The sequence below is a fragment of the Pseudomonas batumici genome (assembly GCF_000820515.1).
GTDB classification, from domain to species: Bacteria; Pseudomonadota; Gammaproteobacteria; order Pseudomonadales; family Pseudomonadaceae; genus Aquipseudomonas; species Aquipseudomonas batumici.
Genome location: NZ_JXDG01000001.1, coordinates 46,279 through 64,529, shown reverse-complemented (window position 1 = coordinate 64,529; position 18,251 = coordinate 46,279). Strand labels below are relative to the sequence as shown.

General features: G+C 63.6%; 19 protein-coding genes. 15 read left to right on the top strand and 4 right to left on the bottom strand.

The window, feature by feature from the left end; all coding sequences use genetic code 11:
• Both prlC and UCMB321_RS00295 read left to right on the top strand, forming a co-directional pair.
• Nucleotides 1–2,079, top strand: coding sequence for an oligopeptidase A (gene prlC / locus UCMB321_RS00300; RefSeq protein WP_167337406.1), 2,079 nt, complete (start codon nt 1–3; stop codon nt 2,077–2,079).
• Nucleotides 2,076–2,363, top strand: a complete 288-nt coding sequence (locus tag UCMB321_RS00295) for a YheV family putative zinc ribbon protein (protein ID WP_040062928.1) — start codon at nt 2,076–2,078, stop codon at nt 2,361–2,363. The genes prlC and UCMB321_RS00295 overlap by 4 nt, the downstream gene beginning before the upstream one ends.
• A gap of 52 nt (nt 2,364–2,415) precedes the next feature.
• Here UCMB321_RS00295 and UCMB321_RS00290 read toward each other — a convergent pair whose 3' ends face one another.
• A complete protein-coding gene (locus tag UCMB321_RS00290) occupies nt 2,416–3,060 on the bottom strand; it encodes a phosphatase domain-containing protein (RefSeq protein ID WP_040062927.1) in 645 nt (214 codons plus the stop codon).
• A gap of 189 nt (nt 3,061–3,249) precedes the next feature.
• Between UCMB321_RS00290 and UCMB321_RS00285 the strand changes: the two genes are divergently transcribed.
• The 3 genes from UCMB321_RS00285 to UCMB321_RS00275 all read left to right on the top strand — a co-directional run bounded on the left by UCMB321_RS00285 (nt 3,250) and on the right by UCMB321_RS00275 (nt 6,934).
• Nucleotides 3,250–4,308: a PA0069 family radical SAM protein gene (locus UCMB321_RS00285; protein WP_040062925.1), complete on the top strand. Its 1,059-nt coding sequence runs from the start codon at nt 3,250–3,252 to the stop codon at nt 4,306–4,308.
• Between the two features lie 257 nt (nt 4,309–4,565).
• A complete protein-coding gene (locus UCMB321_RS00280; RefSeq protein ID WP_040062923.1) occupies nt 4,566–5,297 on the top strand; it encodes a carbonic anhydrase in 732 nt (243 codons plus the stop codon).
• A gap of 95 nt (nt 5,298–5,392) precedes the next feature.
• On the top strand, nt 5,393–6,934 hold the full coding sequence (locus tag UCMB321_RS00275; protein WP_040062921.1) for a SulP family inorganic anion transporter: 1,542 nt from the start codon (nt 5,393–5,395) through the stop codon (nt 6,932–6,934).
• A gap of 164 nt (nt 6,935–7,098) precedes the next feature.
• On the opposite strand, the gene UCMB321_RS00270 is transcribed toward UCMB321_RS00275, so the two are convergent.
• A complete protein-coding gene (locus UCMB321_RS00270) occupies nt 7,099–7,749 on the bottom strand; it encodes a hypothetical protein (RefSeq protein ID WP_040062919.1) in 651 nt (216 codons plus the stop codon).
• 371 nt (nt 7,750–8,120) lie between these two features.
• Here UCMB321_RS00270 and coxB point away from each other — a divergent pair, with 371 nt between their 5' ends.
• From coxB to UCMB321_RS00250, 4 genes are all read left to right on the top strand, one after another.
• Nucleotides 8,121–9,248, top strand: a complete 1,128-nt coding sequence (gene coxB, locus UCMB321_RS00265) for a cytochrome c oxidase subunit II (RefSeq protein WP_040062917.1) — start codon at nt 8,121–8,123, stop codon at nt 9,246–9,248.
• Nucleotides 9,249–9,346: 98 nt separating this feature from the next.
• Nucleotides 9,347–10,945 (top strand): cytochrome c oxidase subunit I, encoded by a 1,599-nt coding sequence (ctaD, locus tag UCMB321_RS00260; protein WP_040062914.1) that lies wholly within the window; start codon nt 9,347–9,349, stop codon nt 10,943–10,945.
• A 3-nt stretch (nt 10,946–10,948) separates the two neighbouring features.
• The gene (locus UCMB321_RS00255; RefSeq protein WP_040062913.1) at nt 10,949–11,497 is read left to right on the top strand and encodes a cytochrome c oxidase assembly protein; all 549 of its coding nucleotides are present in this window, start codon (nt 10,949–10,951) and stop codon (nt 11,495–11,497) included.
• Between the two features lie 33 nt (nt 11,498–11,530).
• Nucleotides 11,531–12,424, top strand: a complete 894-nt coding sequence (locus UCMB321_RS00250) for a cytochrome c oxidase subunit 3 (RefSeq protein WP_040062911.1) — start codon at nt 11,531–11,533, stop codon at nt 12,422–12,424.
• 20 nt (nt 12,425–12,444) lie between these two features.
• Here UCMB321_RS00250 and UCMB321_RS00245 read toward each other — a convergent pair whose 3' ends face one another.
• The gene (locus tag UCMB321_RS00245) at nt 12,445–12,648 is read right to left on the bottom strand and encodes a twin transmembrane helix small protein (protein ID WP_040062909.1); all 204 of its coding nucleotides are present in this window, start codon (nt 12,646–12,648) and stop codon (nt 12,445–12,447) included.
• Nucleotides 12,649–12,719: 71 nt separating this feature from the next.
• Here UCMB321_RS00245 and UCMB321_RS00240 point away from each other — a divergent pair, with 71 nt between their 5' ends.
• Genes UCMB321_RS00240 through UCMB321_RS00220 form a run of 5 tightly spaced genes read left to right on the top strand, consistent with a single transcriptional unit; the run spans nt 12,720 to nt 16,634 of the window.
• A complete protein-coding gene (locus UCMB321_RS00240) occupies nt 12,720–13,466 on the top strand; it encodes an SURF1 family protein (RefSeq protein WP_040062907.1) in 747 nt (248 codons plus the stop codon).
• Nucleotides 13,432–14,025, top strand: a complete 594-nt coding sequence (locus tag UCMB321_RS00235) for a hypothetical protein (RefSeq protein WP_040062906.1) — start codon at nt 13,432–13,434, stop codon at nt 14,023–14,025. The genes UCMB321_RS00240 and UCMB321_RS00235 overlap by 35 nt, the downstream gene beginning before the upstream one ends.
• Before the next feature lie 10 nt (nt 14,026–14,035).
• Complete coding sequence (locus UCMB321_RS00230) at nt 14,036–15,115, top strand: COX15/CtaA family protein (RefSeq protein WP_040062904.1); 1,080 nt, start codon at nt 14,036–14,038, stop codon at nt 15,113–15,115.
• Entirely contained in the window at nt 15,103–16,002 is a 900-nt protein-coding gene (gene cyoE, locus UCMB321_RS00225) for a heme o synthase (RefSeq protein WP_040062903.1), read from the top strand. The genes UCMB321_RS00230 and cyoE overlap by 13 nt, the downstream gene beginning before the upstream one ends.
• Entirely contained in the window at nt 15,999–16,634 is a 636-nt protein-coding gene (locus UCMB321_RS00220) for an SCO family protein (RefSeq protein ID WP_040062901.1), read from the top strand. The genes cyoE and UCMB321_RS00220 overlap by 4 nt, the downstream gene beginning before the upstream one ends.
• A gap of 135 nt (nt 16,635–16,769) precedes the next feature.
• Here the strand turns inward: UCMB321_RS00220 and UCMB321_RS00215 are convergent, their stop codons facing one another.
• Nucleotides 16,770–17,195, bottom strand: coding sequence for a VOC family protein (locus UCMB321_RS00215; RefSeq protein ID WP_040062898.1), 426 nt, complete (start codon nt 17,193–17,195; stop codon nt 16,770–16,772).
• A 107-nt stretch (nt 17,196–17,302) separates the two neighbouring features.
• Here UCMB321_RS00215 and UCMB321_RS00210 point away from each other — a divergent pair, with 107 nt between their 5' ends.
• Nucleotides 17,303–18,163: a LysR family transcriptional regulator gene (locus UCMB321_RS00210; protein WP_040062896.1), complete on the top strand. Its 861-nt coding sequence runs from the start codon at nt 17,303–17,305 to the stop codon at nt 18,161–18,163.
• Nucleotides 18,164–18,251 lie beyond the last annotated feature (88 nt).

The window sequence follows — 18,251 nt, the reverse complement described above, 5'->3', positions numbered from 1 at the left end:
ATGTTTCTTCCAGCCAAGGTGTCAACCGTGAGCGTGAACAACCCTCTTCTGCAGCCCTACGACCTGCCGCCGTTCTCGGCGATCCGTGCCGAACACGTGCTGCCGGCCATCGAACAGATCCTGGCGGACAACCGCGCGGCCATTGCCGACATCCTGGCGACCCAGGGCAAACAGCCGACCTGGGCCGGGCTGGTACTGGCGATGGATGAGCTCAATGATCGCCTGGGCGCGGCCTGGAGCCCGGTCAGTCACCTCAATGCGGTGTGCAACAGCGCCGAACTGCGCGAAGCCTACGAGGCCTGCCTGCCGGCCTTGAGCGCCTACTCCACCGAACTGGGCCAGAACCGCGAACTGTTCCAGGCCTTCGAAGCCCTGGCGAACAGCCCGGAGGCAGCCAGCTTCGACGTGGGCCAGAAAACCATCCTCGAACACTCCCTGCGCGACTTCCGCCTGTCGGGTATCGACCTGCCGCCCGAGCAGCAGAAACGCTACGCCGAGGTGCAGAGCAAGCTCTCCGAGCTGGGCAGCCGCTTCTCCAACCAGTTGCTCGACGCGACCCAGGCCTGGACCCGGCACGTTACCGACGAGGCCGGTCTCGCCGGGCTGAGCGACTCGGCCAAGGAGCAAATGGCTGCCGCGGCCAAGGCCAAGGGGTTGGACGGCTGGTTGATCACCCTGGAGTTCCCAAGCTACTACGCGGTCATGACCTACGCCCAGGACCGCGCCCTGCGCGAAGAGGTGTACGCCGCCTACTGCACCCGCGCCTCGGAACAGGGCCCGAATGCCGGCCAGTTCGACAACGGTCCGGTGATGGAAGAGATTCTCGACCTGCGCCAGGAGCTTGCTCAATTGTTGGGCTTCGCCAGCTTTTCCGAATTGAGCCTGGCGACCAAGATGGCCGATTCCAGCGACCAGGTGTTGACCTTCCTGCGGGACCTGGCCAAGCGCAGCAAGCCGTTTGCCGCCCAGGACCTGCAGCAGCTCAAGGCCTACGCCGCCGAGCAAGGCTGCGCCGAATTGCAAAGCTGGGACAGCGGGTACTACGGCGAGAAGCTGCGTGAACAGCGCTACAGCGTTTCCCAGGAAGCCCTGCGTGCCTACTTCCCGATCGACAGGGTACTGGGCGGGCTGTTCGCCATCGTCCAGCGCCTGTACGGCATCGAAATTGCCGAACAGAGCGGTTTCGACAGCTGGCACCCGGATGTCCGCCTGTTCGAAATCAAGGAGAACGGCCAGCACGTCGGGCGCTTCTTCTTTGACCTCTACGCCCGCGCCAACAAGCGCGGCGGTGCCTGGATGGACGGTGCCCGCGACCGTCGGCGCAAGGACGACGGCGTGCTGCAAAACCCGGTGGCCAACCTGGTGTGCAACTTCACCCCGGCCGCCAGCGGCAAGCCCGCGCTGCTGACCCATGACGAAGTCACTACCCTGTTCCACGAGTTCGGTCACGGCCTGCATCACCTGCTGACCCGTATCGAGCATGCCGGTGTGTCCGGTATCAACGGCGTGGCCTGGGATGCCGTGGAACTGCCGAGCCAGTTCATGGAAAACTGGTGCTGGGAGCCCGAAGGCCTGGCGCTGATCTCCGGTCACTACGAAACCGGCGAGCCGCTGCCCCAGGACCTGCTGGAAAAAATGCTGGCGGCGAAGAACTTCCAGTCCGGGCTGATGATGGTTCGCCAGCTGGAATTCTCGCTGTTCGACTTCGAACTGCATGCCACCCATGGCGACGGCCGCAGCGTGGCGCAGGTGCTCGAAGGCGTGCGCGACGAGGTCTCGGTGATGCGTCCGCCGGCCTACAACCGCTTCCCCAACAGCTTTGCGCACATTTTCGCCGGCGGTTACGCGGCGGGCTACTACAGCTACAAATGGGCCGAAGTGCTGTCGGCCGATGCCTTCTCCCGGTTCGAGGAAGAGGGTGTGCTGAACGCGCAGACCGGGCGGGCCTTCCGTGAAGCCATCCTGGCGCGCGGCGGTTCCCAGGAACCGATGCTGCTGTTCGTCGACTTCCGTGGCCGCGAACCGTCGATTGACGCACTCTTGCGTCACAGCGGCCTCAGCGAGGAAGCCGCGGCATGAGCGAGGTAGCCGTGATCAAGACCAAGAAACGCTTTATCGCCGGGGCGGTCTGCCCGGCGTGCAGCGAACAGGACAAGCTGATGATGTGGAGCGAAGACGACGTTCCGCACCGTGAGTGCGTGGCCTGCGGCTATGCCGATACCCTGAATGAGCAGGGCCTGTCGGTGCCCAAGGAGCTGGGTACGCGGGTCAATACCGTGGCGGCCAAGCCGGCGCAGGACAACAAGGTCCAGACCGTGCAGTTCTTTCCCAATCCCAAGCTGAAGAAGCCGGAAGGCCAGTAGGCGCCGCAGTGCTCTGCGCCGAGCCGGGCCCTGCCCGGCTCATCCGGGGTAATCACTCGAAGCTGGCGGACTTGAGCCAGCTCCTCACCGCGCAGGTGGCGTAGGGGTTGGTGCTGCAGGCGCCGCTGGCCAGGGCTTCGCGCAGCTTGTCGACATGCGCCTGCATCATGTAGCGGATGCTGTCCTTGAAGTGCGGGCTGTCGCCGAACCCCCCCATGATCATCTCGCTCAAGGCTTCCTCCTTGGTCCAGCCCTGAACCACCACGCGGTACATCGCCGCCATCAGGCCGGTACGTTCCGTGCCCTGCCTGTCGTGTATCAACACCGAACCCTTGTCCTCGGCCTCCCTGATCGCCCGCAAGACCGCCAGCACGTCGGCGTCGTCGACATGGCCGATCCGGTAAGGCAGTTGCACCTGCTTGATCTCGGGGGCCGCCAGCCAGCTGGAGTCGGCCTCCGGCTGGAAGTTGATCACGGTGGTGATGTTCAGCTTGAGCAGCATCGGCACGGCGTTGCTGTCCGGCAAGGTGCTGCGGTAGAGCGTCGGGGTCATCTGGTAGAGGTTGTACTGGTTGCCCACCGGGGTGGCCCATTGCGGTGGGCGTTGAGCGTTGCCGTCGTCTGCCTGGACCGCGGGCAACACCAGGCCTGCGAGGCAGATCAGGCCCAGGGCGCAAAGGAAACGAACGATCGACATGTGGACGGCGCCCGAAAAGAGAGAACTCGATATTGCCCTATAGCATTGATTTTTCCGAATCAAAAGCCTGTGAGTCGAGTGTCAAAGATTTGTAAGAATTGGAGGCAGTCCACTGTCCTGCCGGACGGCGCTAGGCAGATTCTTTGAACTCCATTACTGTATATAAATACAGTAATGGAGCCTTCTCCAATGTTCACCCCTCTCCCACCCCGTGGCCGTGGCACCGCGACCAACCCGCACAACCGCTTCGCGCCCAATCGCTCGGTGGCCGAGGACGACGGTTGGTACCAGGAGGTTCCGCTGACCCAGGGCACCGAGGTGCGCATCGAGACGGCGAAATCCATCATCACCCGCAACAGCTCGCCCGACCTGCCCTTCGATCGCTCCATCAATCCCTATCGCGGCTGCGAGCACGGCTGCATCTACTGCTACGCCCGCCCCAGCCATGCGTACTGGGATCTGTCACCGGGACTGGATTTCGAAACCAAACTGATCGCCAAGACCAACGCGGTGGCGGTGCTGGAACAACAATTGTCCAAGCCGGGTTATCGCGTTGCCCCGATCAACCTGGGCTCCAACACCGATCCCTATCAACCGATCGAGCGCGAGCACCGGCTCACCCGGCGGATTCTCGAGGTATTGCTGCGCTACCGGCATCCGGTGACGATCGTCACCAAGGGCTCGCTGATCCTGCGGGACCTGGACCTGCTGACGGAACTGGCGCAGCAGCGACTGGTGGCGGTGATGATCAGCCTGACCAGCCTCGACGACGAACTCAAGCGCATCCTCGAGCCCCGGGCGGCGGCGCCCAAGGCCCGCTTGCGGGCCATCCGGGTCATGCATGAAGCGGGTATTCCGGTGGGCGTGCTGTGTTCGCCGATGATTCCGATGATCAACGACAGCGAGCTGGAAAGCCTGCTCACCGAGGCCCGTGACGCCGGCGCCCAGAGCGCCGCCTACATGATGCTGCGCCTGCCGCTGGAGGTCGCGCCGCTGTTCGAGGAGTGGCTGGCCGCCCATTACCCGCAACGAGCGGCCCATGTGCTGAGCCTGATTCGCCAGACCCGTGGCGGTGAGCTCTATGACAGCCGGTTCGGTGCCCGCATGCGCGGCGAAGGGCCGTTTGCCGACCTGCTGGCGCAGCGGTTTGCCAAGGCCATCAAGCGCCTGGGGCTCAACCGGCGCGAAGGCTTCAACCTCGATTGCAGTGCGTTCTGTCCCCCCGGAGGGCAGATGTCGTTACTCTGAGCCATGACCCGGCCCCAGGTCGTTTGGTGGCGTTTAGCCTGCACCTATACTCTGGGGTAAGCAGCGTAGGAACCTTCTGGAACGTACGTCCTAGAGCCTTTGATTCAGCTTGAGTTAAGTTATCACGGCTAGGGTGAAGCGGCCTGTTTCGTACAGGTGGCGTTCAAGGAATCGGACGCATTGATCTGATGAGTGCTGGCCGTGAGCGAGCCAAATCAGGAAAATCCCCTTAAATCCGTCAGAAAAGAGGATGAATCATGAGTGACAAGGATAAACAGCCGTCAGCTGCGTCGGCTTCAGGGCTTCCCGGCTCGGAAAGTGCCGATGCGGCGCTGCAGCATATCGTCGATGGCTTCCTGCATTTTCACCGTGAAATCTTTCCGCAGCAGGAAGAGCTGTTCAAGAAACTTGCCACGGCCCAGAGTCCCCGGGCGATGTTCATCACCTGCGCCGACTCGCGGATCGTGCCCGAACTCATTACCCAAAGCGCCCCCGGCGACCTGTTTGTGACCCGCAATGTCGGCAACGTGGTGCCGCCCTATGGGCAAATGAACGGCGGCGTCTCGACCGCCATCGAGTACGCGGTGCTGGCCCTGGGCGTGCAGCACATCATCGTCTGCGGGCATTCGGATTGCGGTGCCATGCGCGCGGTGCTCAACCCCGACAGCCTGGAAAAGATGCCCACGGTCAAGGCCTGGCTGCGCCATGCGGAAGTGGCGAAGACCATGGTCCATGAGAACTGCAACTGCGCCAACGAAAACGAAAGCATGCACGTGCTGACCGAAGAAAACGTCATTGCCCAGTTGCAGCACTTGCGCACGCATCCCTCGGTGGCCTCGCGCATGGCCAACGGTCACCTGTTTATCCATGGCTGGGTCTACAACATCGAAACCAGCGAAATCAAAGCCTACGACGCTGATCGGAGCTGCTTCCTGCCACTCGATGGCACTCATCCGATCCCCAGTGCGACACCCAAGGCCCGCTTCTAACACCTGAAGCCTCCCCAATCCATCAGGTTCAGCCACGACCGGCGTCAGAGCGGTCGGGCTTTGCCATGCCTGAAGAAATCCTCAGGAGATTCATCATGCGTGCTGCGCAATTGAAAGCGCTTTTGCCACGGGAGCTGTTGGCTTCGGTGGTGGTATTCCTGGTGGCCCTGCCGCTGTGCATGGGGATCGCCATTGCCTCCGGCATGCCGCCGGCCAAGGGGCTGATCACCGGCATCATCGGCGGGCTGGTGGTGGGCTGGCTGGCGGGGTCGCCGTTGCAGGTCAGCGGTCCGGCCGCGGGCCTGGCGGTGCTGGTGTTCGAACTGGTGCGCCAGCACGGCATGGCCATGCTCGGGCCGATCCTGTTGCTGGCCGGCCTGCTGCAACTGCTGGCCGGTCGCCTGCGCCTGGGCTGCTGGTTCCGGGTGACCGCGCCGGCGGTGGTCTACGGGATGCTCGCCGGTATCGGTGTGTTGATCGTGCTGTCCCAGGTCCATGTGATGCTCGACGGTTCGCCCCGGCCCTCGGGACTGGGCAACCTGCTGGGCTTTCCCGCGGCCCTGGGTCGGGCCCTGTCGCTGTCCGGCGAAGGGGGCGGCTGGCAGGCCGGTGCGCTGGGCCTGGCGACGATGCTGGTGATGTGGCTATGGGACAAGCGCAAACCCCACGTCTTGCGCTTTGTACCGGGCGCACTGCTCGGCGTGGGGCTGGCGACCCTGGCGAGCCTGGCGCTGGCCCTGTCGGTCAAGCGCGTGGAGGTTCCGGCCAACCTGGCCGAGGCCATCGACTGGCTGCGCCCCGCCGACCTGCTCAACCTGGCCGATCCCGGTGTGCTGGTCGCGGCCTTTGCCGTGGCCTTTATCGCCAGCGCCGAAACCCTGCTGTCGGCCGCCGCCGTGGACCGCATGCACGACGGCCAGCGCTCGGACTTCGACCGCGAGCTGTCGGCGCAGGGCGTGGGCAATATGCTGTGCGGCTTGCTCGGGGCGCTGCCCATGACCGGCGTGATCGTGCGCAGCTCGGCCAACGTCCAGGCCGGTGCCCGCACTCGTCTGTCAGCCATGTTCCATGGCCTGTGGCTGCTGGCCTTCGTGCTGCTGCTGTCCGGCGTGCTGCAAAGCATTCCGGTGGCGAGCCTGGCGGGCGTGCTGGTGTATACGGGCATCAAGCTGGTGGATCTCAAGGCCTTTCGCGGCCTCGGTCGCTACGGGCGCATGCCGATGCTGACCTATGTGGCCACGGCCTCGGCCATTGTCTTGACCAACCTGCTGACGGGGGTGTTGATCGGTTTCGGCCTGACCCTGGCGAAGCTGGCCTGGAAAGCCTCGCGCTTGAAAATCAGCCTGGTGGACCTGCCCGGTGAGGGCGAGATGGAGCTGCGGTTGGTGGGGGCGGCAACCTTCCTCAAGGTGCCGGCGCTGACCCGGGTGCTGTCGACGATTCCGGCGGGCACGGTGGTGCATGTGCCGCTGGGCAACCTGAGCTACATCGACCACTCGTGCCTGGAACTGCTGGAGGAATGGGGCCGCGCCAACGGGGCCAAGGGCTCGCGGTTGGTGATCGAGTCCCACGGGTTGAAACGGCGCCTGGAGGGGCGGCTGCGGACCACTTCGGGTGTCGGTTCCGCCACGGCCTGATTGCGACCGTGAAAGCGCCGCAAAACTTGTAGGAGCCGGCTTGCCGGCGATGGCGTCCGGATGGACAGCACAGGACTCAAGGGCCTCATCGCTGCGATGCGGCGTCCCGACAAGCCAGCTCCTACAGGGGATCGCGTTCGACCGCGATCAATTGCACAGCCGGCTCAAGCGCCGGGCTGTTCGAGCTCCAGGCCCACGCCCAGTTGGCGCGACAGGCACGGCCAGCGTTTCCACGCCGCCTCGGTGTCCGGGCTGTACAGGCGGTCGCGATAGGCTTCCACCGACTCCAGGGCAAAGCTCTCTTCGTCGAGCATCTCATCGACCGCGTGATGCACCGCTTCATCCAGCTGGTTGGCGAACGTCTCGCCGATCAACTGGTGGGCGATCAGGTTGGCCACGGTGATGTCCGAGGGAATCAGCGGCTGGCCGAAATGCTTGATGTACAGGTCGTTGACCTCCTCCACCAGGCGGTGGGCCAGATAGGCTTCGTCCAGCAGGCCGTCGAGCCCGACATGCCCTTCCAGGATCGCCGGGGGTTGCAGGAAAAACTGCTCGGCGATGGTCAGCACCGGCTTGATCTGCGATTCGATACCGGCTTCGCGCGCCACCTCATTGGCCGCATCCAGCAAGTCGGGAACCAGGTCGATATAGGCTTTGACAAACCGCGTCAGTACACCTTTTGCGTCGACATCCGGCAGTTGTATGGCGGGGTGAAGGTGCGGCAATTGAATCTCGAGTTGACGGGTCAGTTGGCCGCTGGCGGCCTCGTGTTGGTGGGCACGTTGAATCTGCTCGCGCAATGCGGCGGTGTTCATGAAAACTCCAGGGGGGTACGACAAAGGGAAAAAGGGAGAATACAAAGTAGCTGGGTTATAAAAGATGTTCAGATGCATTTGTAATAATTATTTCATGCTTATATGCATGGGTTATATCGATTTGCCATTGCCTCTGGCCTACCCCAGGTAATCCGAGGCCTGCAGCCCTTTTCAAGGCCGCTTCCAGTTCATTTCCCAGATCGCATGGCGCGCTCCCGGTCGCTGTCTATACTCGGTTTTGTATGGAGTCAGCTGATTTCGCCCGGCTGCCGTTGCAGGCCAGGCCGAATGGTCCGCTTACGCAGTACGACCATTCCCTTGGCCGCAGGTGAACGCCGGCGGGATAACAAGAACGATAAGGGGAACCCGCAATGATGCGACATCCACGAGTCTGGATGGGCCTCCTGTTGTGGTCGATATTCAGCCGGGCGCAGGCGGCCTGGGACGTGAATATGACGCCTGGAGCGACGGAAGTCAGTCACGAGATCTTCGATCTGCACATGACCATTTTCTGGATCTGTGTGGTGATCGGGGTCATCGTGTTCGGCGCGATGTTCTGGTCGATGATCCTGCACCGACGCTCCACGGGCCAGGTGGCGGCCAAGTTCCATGAGAGCACCACCGTCGAAATCCTCTGGACCATCGTCCCTTTCCTGATCCTGGTGGTCATGGCGGTTCCCGCGACCGCGACGCTGATCAAGATGTACGACACCAGCGAGTCGGATGTCGATATCCAGGTCACCGGCTATCAATGGAAATGGCACTACAAGTACCTGGGCCAGGATGTCGAGTTCTTCAGCAACCTGTCCACCCCCGCCGATCAGATGCATAACCTGGCGCCCAAGGGCGAAAACTACCTGCTGGAAGTCGACCAGCCGCTGGTGTTGCCGGTGGGCGCCAAGGTGCGTTTCCTGGTGACCTCCGCCGACGTGATCCATTCCTGGTGGGTGCCGGCCTTCGCCGTCAAGCGCGATGCCATCCCGGGCTTCTTCAACGAAGCCTGGACCCGGGTCGACAAGCCCGGCATCTACCGTGGGCAATGCTCCGAACTGTGCGGCAAGGACCACGGCTTCATGCCGGTGGTGGTCGACGTCCGCGCCAAGGCCGACTACGACAGCTGGCTGGCCGATCGCAAGGCCGACGCCGCCAAGCTCAAGGAGCTGACCAGCAAGGAGTGGACCCTCGACGAACTCAAGGAGCGCGGCGACAAGATCTACCACACCACCTGCGTGGCCTGTCACCAGGCCGAGGGCCAGGGCCTGCCGCCGATGTTCCCGGCGCTCAAGGGCTCGAAGCTCGTCACCGGTCCCAAGGAGGACCACCTGCACCGGGTGTTCTTCGGCAAGCCGGGTACCGCCATGGCGGCCTTCGGCAAACAGTTGTCGGAAGTCGATATCGCCTCTGTCGTGACCTATGAACGCAATGCCTGGGGCAACGACAAGGGCGACATGGTCACACCCAAGGAAGTCCTGGCTCTGAAGCAGACGGAGGGCAAATGAACAGCTCCGAAATAGACAGCTCCATTGCAGGTTCGCCGAACCGGTCGGGGCCTGTGGCCCTGGACCCAGCTGTTCCCCCTGTCAGCAGGAGAGAGGACATGAGTGGAGTGATCGACGACCACGGCCATGTCGGCCACGATGAGCACGCCACCCATGGTCCCGCCAGGGGCCTGATGCGCTGGGTGCTGACCACCAACCACAAGGACATCGGCACGCTGTACCTGTGGTTCAGCTTCGCCATGTTCCTGCTTGGCGGCTCCTTCGCCATGGTGATCCGCGCCGAGCTGTTCCAGCCGGGGCTGCACATCGTCGAACCGGCGTTCTTCAACCAGATGACCACCATGCACGGCCTGGTGATGGTCTTCGGCGCGGTGATGCCGGCCTTCGTCGGCCTGGCCAACTGGATGATCCCGCTGATGATCGGCGCGCCGGACATGGCCTTGCCGCGGATGAACAACTTCAGTTTCTGGCTGTTGCCGGCGGCGTTCGCGCTGATGGTCTCGACCCTGTTCATGCCCGGCGGCGGGCCGAACTTCGGCTGGACCTTCTATGCGCCGCTGTCGACGACCTACGGTCCCGAGAGCGTGACCTTCTTCATCTTCGCCATCCACATGATGGGCATCAGTTCGATCATGGGCGCGATCAACGTGATCTCGACCATTCTCAACCTGCGTGCGCCGGGCATGACCCTGATGAAGATGCCGCTGTTCGTCTGGACCTGGCTGATCACCGCGTTCCTGCTGATTGCCGTGATGCCGGTGCTGGCGGGCTGCGTGACCATGATGCTGATGGACATCCATTTCGGCACCAGCTTCTTCAACGCCGCCGGTGGCGGTGATCCGGTGCTGTTCCAGCACGTGTTCTGGTTCTTCGGCCATCCCGAGGTGTACATCATGATCCTGCCGGCGTTCGGCGCGGTCAGTGCGATCATCCCGGCGTTTTCCCGCAAGCCGCTGTTCGGCTACACCTCGATGGTCTACGCCACGGCCAGTATCGCCTTCCTCTCGTTCATCGTCTGGGGGCACCACATGTTCGTGGTCGGCATTCCCCTGGTCGGTGAGCTGTTCTACATGTACGCGACCATGCTGATCGCGGTGCCGACCGGGGTGAAGGTGTTCAACTGGGTCAGCACCATGTGGCAGGGCTCGCTGACCTTCGAGACACCCATGCTGTTTGCGGTGGCCTTCGTCATCCTGTTCAGCATCGGCGGTTTCTCCGGGCTGATGCTGGCGATGGCGCCGGCGGACTTCCAGTACCACGGCACCTATTTCGTGGTGGCGCATTTCCACTACGTGCTGGTGCCGGGGGCGATCTTCGGGATCTTCGCGTCCACCTACTACTGGCTGCCGAAGTGGACCGGACACATGTACGACGAAACCCTCGGCAAGCTGCACTTCTGGCTGTCGTTCATCGGCATGAACCTGACCTTCTTCCCGATGCACTTCGTCGGCCTGGCCGGGATGCCGCGGCGGGTGCCGGACTACAACCTGCAGTTCGCCAACTTCAACATGGTCTCGTCGATCGGCGGCTTCATGTTCGGGGTGACGCAGTTGCTGTTCCTGTTCATCGTCATCAAGTGCATCCGCAGCGGCCCGCCGGCCCCGGCCAAGCCGTGGGATGGCGCGGAGGGCCTGGAGTGGAGCATTCCGTCACCGGCGCCGTATCACACCTTCACCACGCCGCCGGAAGTGAAATAGACCATGGCCGACTCGATCTCGCTCAAACGCCTGGTCACGCGCCTGTTGCTGGTGGTGGTAGCGATGTTCGCCTTCGGTTTTGCCCTGGTGCCGCTCTATGACGTGATGTGCAAGGCCTTCGGGATCAACGGCAAGACCGCCGGGCAGTATGAAGGCGAGCAGGTGGTCGACCTGTCGCGGCAGGTCGGCGTGCAGTTCCTGTCGAGCAATGCCGCCGACATGGTCTGGGAGTTCCATCCCAAGGCCGACCGGCTCGATGTTCACCCCGGTGCCGTCAACGAGATGCTCTTCGTGGCCTACAACCCCACCGACCAGGTGATGAAGGCCCAGGCGATCCCGAGCATTTCACCGGCGAACGTGGCGGTGTATTTCCACAAGACCGAATGCTTCTGCTTCACCCAGCAGACCCTGCAGCCCGGGCAGCGGATCGAGATGCCGGTACGTTTCATCGTTGACCGCGACATGCCCAGGGATGTGAAGCACCTGACGCTGGCTTACACGCTGTTCGACATCACCGCCCGCAACCCGCCCGTGGCGCGTACGGGCGGGTAGGACCTTTTGCGGGCCCGATAAGGAGAACAATAAATGGCGACTCATGAGCACTATTACGTACCGGCCCAGAGCAAGTGGCCGATCATTGCCACGACGGGCATGCTGATCACGATGTTCGGCCTGGGCACCTGGTTCAACGACCTGAAGGCGGCGCGCCCGGATTCCCATGGCCCGCTGATTTTCTTCGTCGGTGGGCTGCTGCTGGCCTATATGCTCTTCGGCTGGTTCGGCACGGTGATCAAGGAGAGTCGCTCCGGGCTCTACAGTGCGCAGATGGACCGTTCGTTCCGCTGGGGCATGAGCTGGTTCATCTTTTCCGAGGTGATGTTCTTCATCGCCTTCTTCGGCGCGCTGTTCTACGTGCGCAACCTGTCCGTGCCCTGGCTGGCCGGCGACGGTGGGGCGAAGGGGGTCATCACCCATCTGCTCTGGCCGGACTTCCAGAACGCCTGGCCATTGCTGCACAACCCCGATCCGAAAATCTTTCCGGGGCCGAAGGAAACCATCAGCCCCTGGGGGCTGCCGCTGCTCAATACCGTGCTGCTGGTCAGTTCCAGCGTCACCGTGACCATCGCCCACCATGCCCTGAAGAACGGCCATCGCGGCGCTCTCAAGCTCTGGCTGGCGTTCACCATACTGCTGGGGCTGGGGTTCCTCAGCTTCCAGGCCAAGGAATACATCCACGCCTATCACGAACTGGGGTTGACCCTGGGCTCGGGCATCTATGGGGCGACCTTCTTCATGCTCACCGGTTTCCACGGTGCCCACGTGACCATCGGCACCCTGATCCTGTTCGTGATGCTGATGCGGGTCATGCGCGGGCACTTCAATGCCGAGCATCAATTCGGCTTTGAAGCGGCCAGTTGGTATTGGCACTTCGTCGACGTGGTCTGGATCTGCCTGTTCGTTTTCGTCTACGTGCTCTGAGCCTTGCCGGGCCCTGGGTCCTACCAGGGCGCCGAGGACACCAGTTGGCCGCTGAAGAAGCCCCAACTGATCAAGGCCAGGGTGATCACGGCAAGCGTCACGCGGACGGTGAGGGCATTGACCAGGCGCTTGGAGTGGGCGTCGTCCTTCACCAGGAAGAACAGGCCGCTGAACAGGCTGGCCAGCGTGGCCAACAGCATCAGGACAATCGCCGCTTTCAGCATGGTGAGACTCCGGGGGAGATGCGCATGCAATTGAGTATAGCGAGTCGAATACCCGCCGCCGGGGCGCGGCCATGAGGCGCTTCCGCCCTGGCATCGCACCGACGTTGGTGGTGCTCGTGCTGTTGCCGTTGCTGGTCTGCCTGGGCTTCTGGCAACTGAGTCGCAGCGAGCAGAAACGCGTGCTGCTGGAGAACCATGCACAGCGGCGCACGGCCGAACCGGTGGCCGCCGACCAGCTGCAAGCCCTGCCCGATCCGGCGTTCCGGCGGGTGCTGCTGAGCGGCCGGTTCGACGCCGAACACAGCTACCTGCTGGATAACCGCATGCGTGGCGACCGGGTCGGCGTGGAGCTGTTGCAGCCGTTCCACGACGAGGCCAGCGACCTGTGGCTGCTGGTCAACCGGGGCTGGCTGCCCTGGCCGGATCGGCGCACGCCGCCGGTGTTCAGCACCCCCACGAAACAGCTGGAGATCGGTGCCTGGGTGTATGTCTCGCCCGGCGCGACCTTCCAGTTGGGCGCCGACCCGGCCAATGCGAGCTGGCCGCGGCTGGTGACCGCGATCGAGCCGGACAAGCTCTGGACGGAACTGGGGCACACGGGTTTCCACTACGAACTGCGCCAGGAGTCCGGTCCGGCGGCCTACGAGGCCGGCTGGCCGGTGGTGTCCGAAGGCATGGGGCCGGAAAAGCATGTGGCCTATGCCGTGCAGTGGTTCGCCATGGCACTGGCGCTGTTCGGCCTTTATCTCTACCTCGGATGGCATAACGCAAGGGAGCAACACCATGGGAGCGGCCATGAATCCACTCGACACAGCTGAAGTCCCGAGCCCGCCACGACGCGGGCGGGGCCGCTGGCAACTGATCCTGATCCTGCTGGTGGTGATCGGCCCGATGATCCTCGCCACCGGCATGTACAAGCTGCAGTTCTGGGTGCCGGAGAGCCGCAATTATCACGGTGAGTTGATCGGCAACGGGCAGAGCCGCGCCGACATCGGTGTGCAGGCCGACGAGCAGCGCTGGCAGATGCTGGTGACGGCGCCGCAGGACTGTGGGCCGGACTGCCAGCAACTGGTCTACCTGGCGCGGCAGATCCAGATCGCCCTGGGGCGCGATGCTTCCCGGGCCTGCCATGCCCTGGCGACCGCGCAACCCCTGGATACGGCCTACGACGCCAGGCTCAAGCGTGAGTACCCGCAGTTGCAACGCTACCCGCTGGATCTTGCGACCTATACTCGGGAGACCCAGGGCAATGGCGCGGCACAGCTATGGATCGTCGATCCCCACGGCAACCTGGTGCTGCGCTACGACGCCCGGGTCAAGGGCAAGGACCTGCTCAACGACCTGGTGCAACTGCTGAAACTGTCGAATATCGGATGAGGGCATCGTCATGGCCAAGCCTGGATTTCGCCTTGCGTTGTTCGCCACCTTGCTGGCGCTGATCGTCGTCCTGTTGGGGGCCTACACCCGCCTGACCCACGCCGGCCTGGGCTGTCCCGACTGGCCGGGCTGCTACGGCTTTATCAGCGTGCCCAAGAGCGAAGCCCAGCTGGCCCATGCCGAGCTGCATTTTCCCGATGCCCCGGTGCAAGCCCACAAGGGCTGGAACGAGATGGTCCATCGCTATTTTGCCGGGACCCTGGGACTGCTGGTCGTGCTGCTGGCCGCGCGTTCCTGGCATGAGCGTCGGCGTGACGGGCAACCGCTGAAGTTGCCGTTGTTCCTGCTGGGCGTGGTCTTCGCCCAGGCGGCCTTCGGCATGTGGACGGTGACGCTCAAGCTCTGGCCCCAGGTGGTGACGGCGCACCTGCTCGGCGGCTTGGCCACCTTGAGCCTGCTGTTCCTGTTGACGTTGCGCCTGTCCGGCGTGCTGCCGGCGTTGGCGGTGCCCAGGCGCTTGCAGCGCTGGGCCACGGCCGGGTTGTTGCTGGTGATCCTGCAGATCGCCCTCGGCGGTTGGGTCAGTTCCAATTATGCGGCGGTGGCCTGCATCGACCTGCCGACCTGCCACGGGCAATGGTGGCCGAACGCGGATTTCGCCAACGGTTTTCACCTGACCCAGCAGATCGGCCCCAATTACCTGGGCGGCCAGCTCGACAGCGAGGCACGCACGGCGATTCACCTGACCCACCGCGTCGGTGCCCTGCTGGTGACCCTGGTGCTGCTGGGCCTGGCCTGGCAACTGCGGGCGGTGGGCATGACCCGGCTCGCGGGTTTGCTGCTGCTGGTGCTGGCGGCACAGATCAGCCTGGGCCTGAGCAACGTGTACTTCCATCTGCCGCTGCCGGTGGCCGTGGCGCACACCGGCGGCGGCGCGGCCTTGCTGCTGACGCTGGTACTGATCAACTACCACGCGCGTACCGCGCTGGTCCGGGTGCGGGGGCAAGCGCCGGCCCGCTGGCGCCTGAGCCCGATCAAAGCGGTCCACGCGCCCATCACGATCAAGGGAGAACTGCCGTGGCGGCCATAATCGGTGAGCGTCAGGCCCAGGCCCTCTGGCGCGACTACCTGGAGCTGACCAAGCCCAAGGTGGTGGTGCTGATGCTCATCACCTCGCTGGTGGGCATGTTTCTCGCGACCCGGGCCGGCGTGCCCTGGAGGGTGCTGGTGTTCGGCAACCTGGGCATCGGCCTGTGTGCCGGCGGCGCGGCGGTGGTCAACCATGTGGTGGATCGGCGCATCGATGCGCTGATGGCCCGTACCCACAAGCGACCGCTGGCGCAGGGACGGGTGTCGCCCATGGCGGCGCTGAGCTTCGCGCTGATTCTCGCCGTGTCGGGGCAGGCCTTGCTGCTGGGCTTCACCAACCCGCTGACGGCCTGGTTGACCCTGGCTTCGCTGCTCGGTTACGCGGTGATCTACACCGGCTTTCTCAAGCGCGCCACGCCGCAGAACATCGTGATCGGCGGCCTGGCCGGGGCGGCGCCGCCGTTGCTGGGCTGGGTCGCGGCCACCGGCCATGTCAGCGCCGAACCGCTGTTGCTGGTGCTGATCATCTTCGCCTGGACCCCACCGCACTTCTGGGCGCTGGCCATCCACCGCAAGGAAGAGTACGCCAAGGCGGATATCCCGATGCTGCCGGTGACCCATGGCGAGCATTACACCAAGGTGCATATCCTGCTCTACGCTTTTGTCCTGCTGGCCGTCAGCCTGCTGCCGTTCGTGATCCACATGAGCGGCCTGCTCTACCTGGCCTGCGCCACGGCCCTGGGGGTGCGCTTCCTGCACTGGGCGTGGGTGCTGTACCGTGGCAGTCAGGCGCATGCGGCGATCGGCACCTTCAAGTACTCTATCTACTACTTGTTCCTGCTGTTTATCGCGCTGCTTGTCGATCACTATCTATTGTTGAGCCTATGACTCGAATTCAGAAAACCGTTTTTATGCTCGTCGCCGTGGTGGCCCTGATCGTGGGGTTGACGGTCAACAAGGTGATTCATAACCAGCGCCAGGGCGAGCCCACGGCGATGATCGATGCGGGGATTATCCTGCTGCCCCAGAGCCGTTCGCTGCCGGGGGTGAAGATGACCGACCAGAACGGCCAGGCTGTGCAGGTCGACGAGTTCAAGGGCAAGTGGAGCCTGCTGTTCTTCGGCTATACCTTCTGCCCGGACATCTGCCCGACCACCCTCGCCCAGTTGCGCCAGATCAAGAGCGAATTGCCCAAGGACGCGCTGGGCCAGTTGCAGGTGATCCTGGTGAGCGTGGACCCGAACCGCGATACGCCGCAGCAGCTCAAGCAGTACCTGGGGTATTTCGACCCCGACTTCAGGGGGCTGACGGCGGGTTCGATCGACGACCTGCAGAAGGTCGCCAATGCGCTGAGCATTCCGTTCATTCCGGCGGATACCAGCAAGCCCAACTACACGGTCGACCATAGCGGCAACCTGGCGATAGTCGGGCCGGACGGCACCCAGCGCGGCTTTATCCGCGCGCCGTTGAACAACCAGAAACTGGTGGCGCAGTTGCCGGAATTGCTCAAGCGCCAATAACCCAGGTTTCTCTGACACCGCCGAATCCTTGTAGGAGCTGGCTTGCCGGCGATGAGGCCCGTGAGTCTTGCAGCGTCCTTACGGTCGCCATCGCCAGCAAGCCGGCTCCCACAGGGGCGATATCGGGGTGTTCCGTTATTTGGCAAACATCTGCCCGATATCCTTGAAGGCCTTGAACTCCAGGGCATTGCCGCAGGGGTCGAACAGGAACATGGTCGCCTGTTCGCCCACCTGCCCCTTGAAGCGCACGTAGGGTTCGATCACGAACCCTGTGCCCCTCGCCTTCAGGCGCTCCGCCAGGGCTTCCCAGGCCGCCCACTCCAGCACCACGCCGAAATGCGGCACCGGCACGTCGTGGCCGTCCACCGGGTTGCTCAGTGCCTGCTCCTGGGCCGCCGTCCTGGCCTGATAGTGAATCACCAACTGGTGGCCGAAGAAGTCGAAGTCCACCCAGTGATCGCTGCTGCGTCCCTCCGGGCAGGCAAAAACCTCGCCATAGAAATGTCGGGCCGCGGCCAGGTCATGGACCGGGATTGCCAGGTGAAACGGTGAAAGCGCCATGTCGGGTACCAGGCTTGGGGAAGGAGCCTTCAGTGTAGAGACGATTATTTTGCTGAAAAGCGCATATTCTTGCTTCCGAGCCCGAATATTTTTGCTAGGTGAGTCCCATGCTCCGTGAACTCAAGACCTTTATCCGTGTTGCCCGCGAAGGCACCTTTGTCGCGGCCGGCCAGCAGGTGGGGCTGACCCAGTCGGCGGTCAGTGCGCAAATGCGGGTGCTGGAGCAGAACCTCGGCGTGCGCCTGTTCGACCGCAGTGGACGTGCCGCCGTGCTGAATGCGGCGGGTCGCCATGCGTTGCCCCTGGCCGAGCAGATCCTCGCCTTGTACGGGCAGATGGCCCTGTCGACGACGGCCGCCGAGTGGCAGGGCGAGTTGCGTATCGGCGCCATTGCCACCGTGCAGACCGGCTTGTTGCCGCAGGCCTTGCCGCGCTTTCGCCAGGCGGCGCCACGGGTGGAGTTGAAGCTGGTGCCGGGTGTCTCGCTCAATCTGTTGAGCCAGGTGGATGCCGGTGAGCTGGACCTGGCGCTGCTGATCAAGCCCCCGTTCGAGCTGCCCAAGGAGTTGCTGGAAATTCCCCTGGCCAGCGAGGCCTTTGTGCTGATCGCACCCCTGCACCTGCCGGGCGATGATCCGCTGCAATTACTCGCCGAGCAGCCGTTCGTGCGCTATGACCGGGGATCGTTCGGTGGGCGCCTGGTCAGTCAGTTTCTGCGCGAGCAGCGGATACAGGTGCACGATGCGCTGGAGCTGGATGAGCTCGAAGCCATTGCGCGGATGGTGGAATGCGGGCTTGGGGTGTCGTTGGTGCCCCGGGCGGGGTTGTGGTTGCAGCGGGCGGATCAGTTGCGGGTGATCGAGCTGGGTGAGTTGACCTTCGAGCGGCAGTTGATCGCGGTGTTGCGTCGCGCCCAGCGCCAGCCGGCGCTGGATTGCCTGCTGGAGTGTCTGCGCCAGCCGGTGTAGCGGATGGCCCGACTCCTCGCGAACGATACAAACCTTGTGGGAGCCGGCTTGCCGGCGATGAGGCCAGTGAGCCTTGCATCGGCCTGGC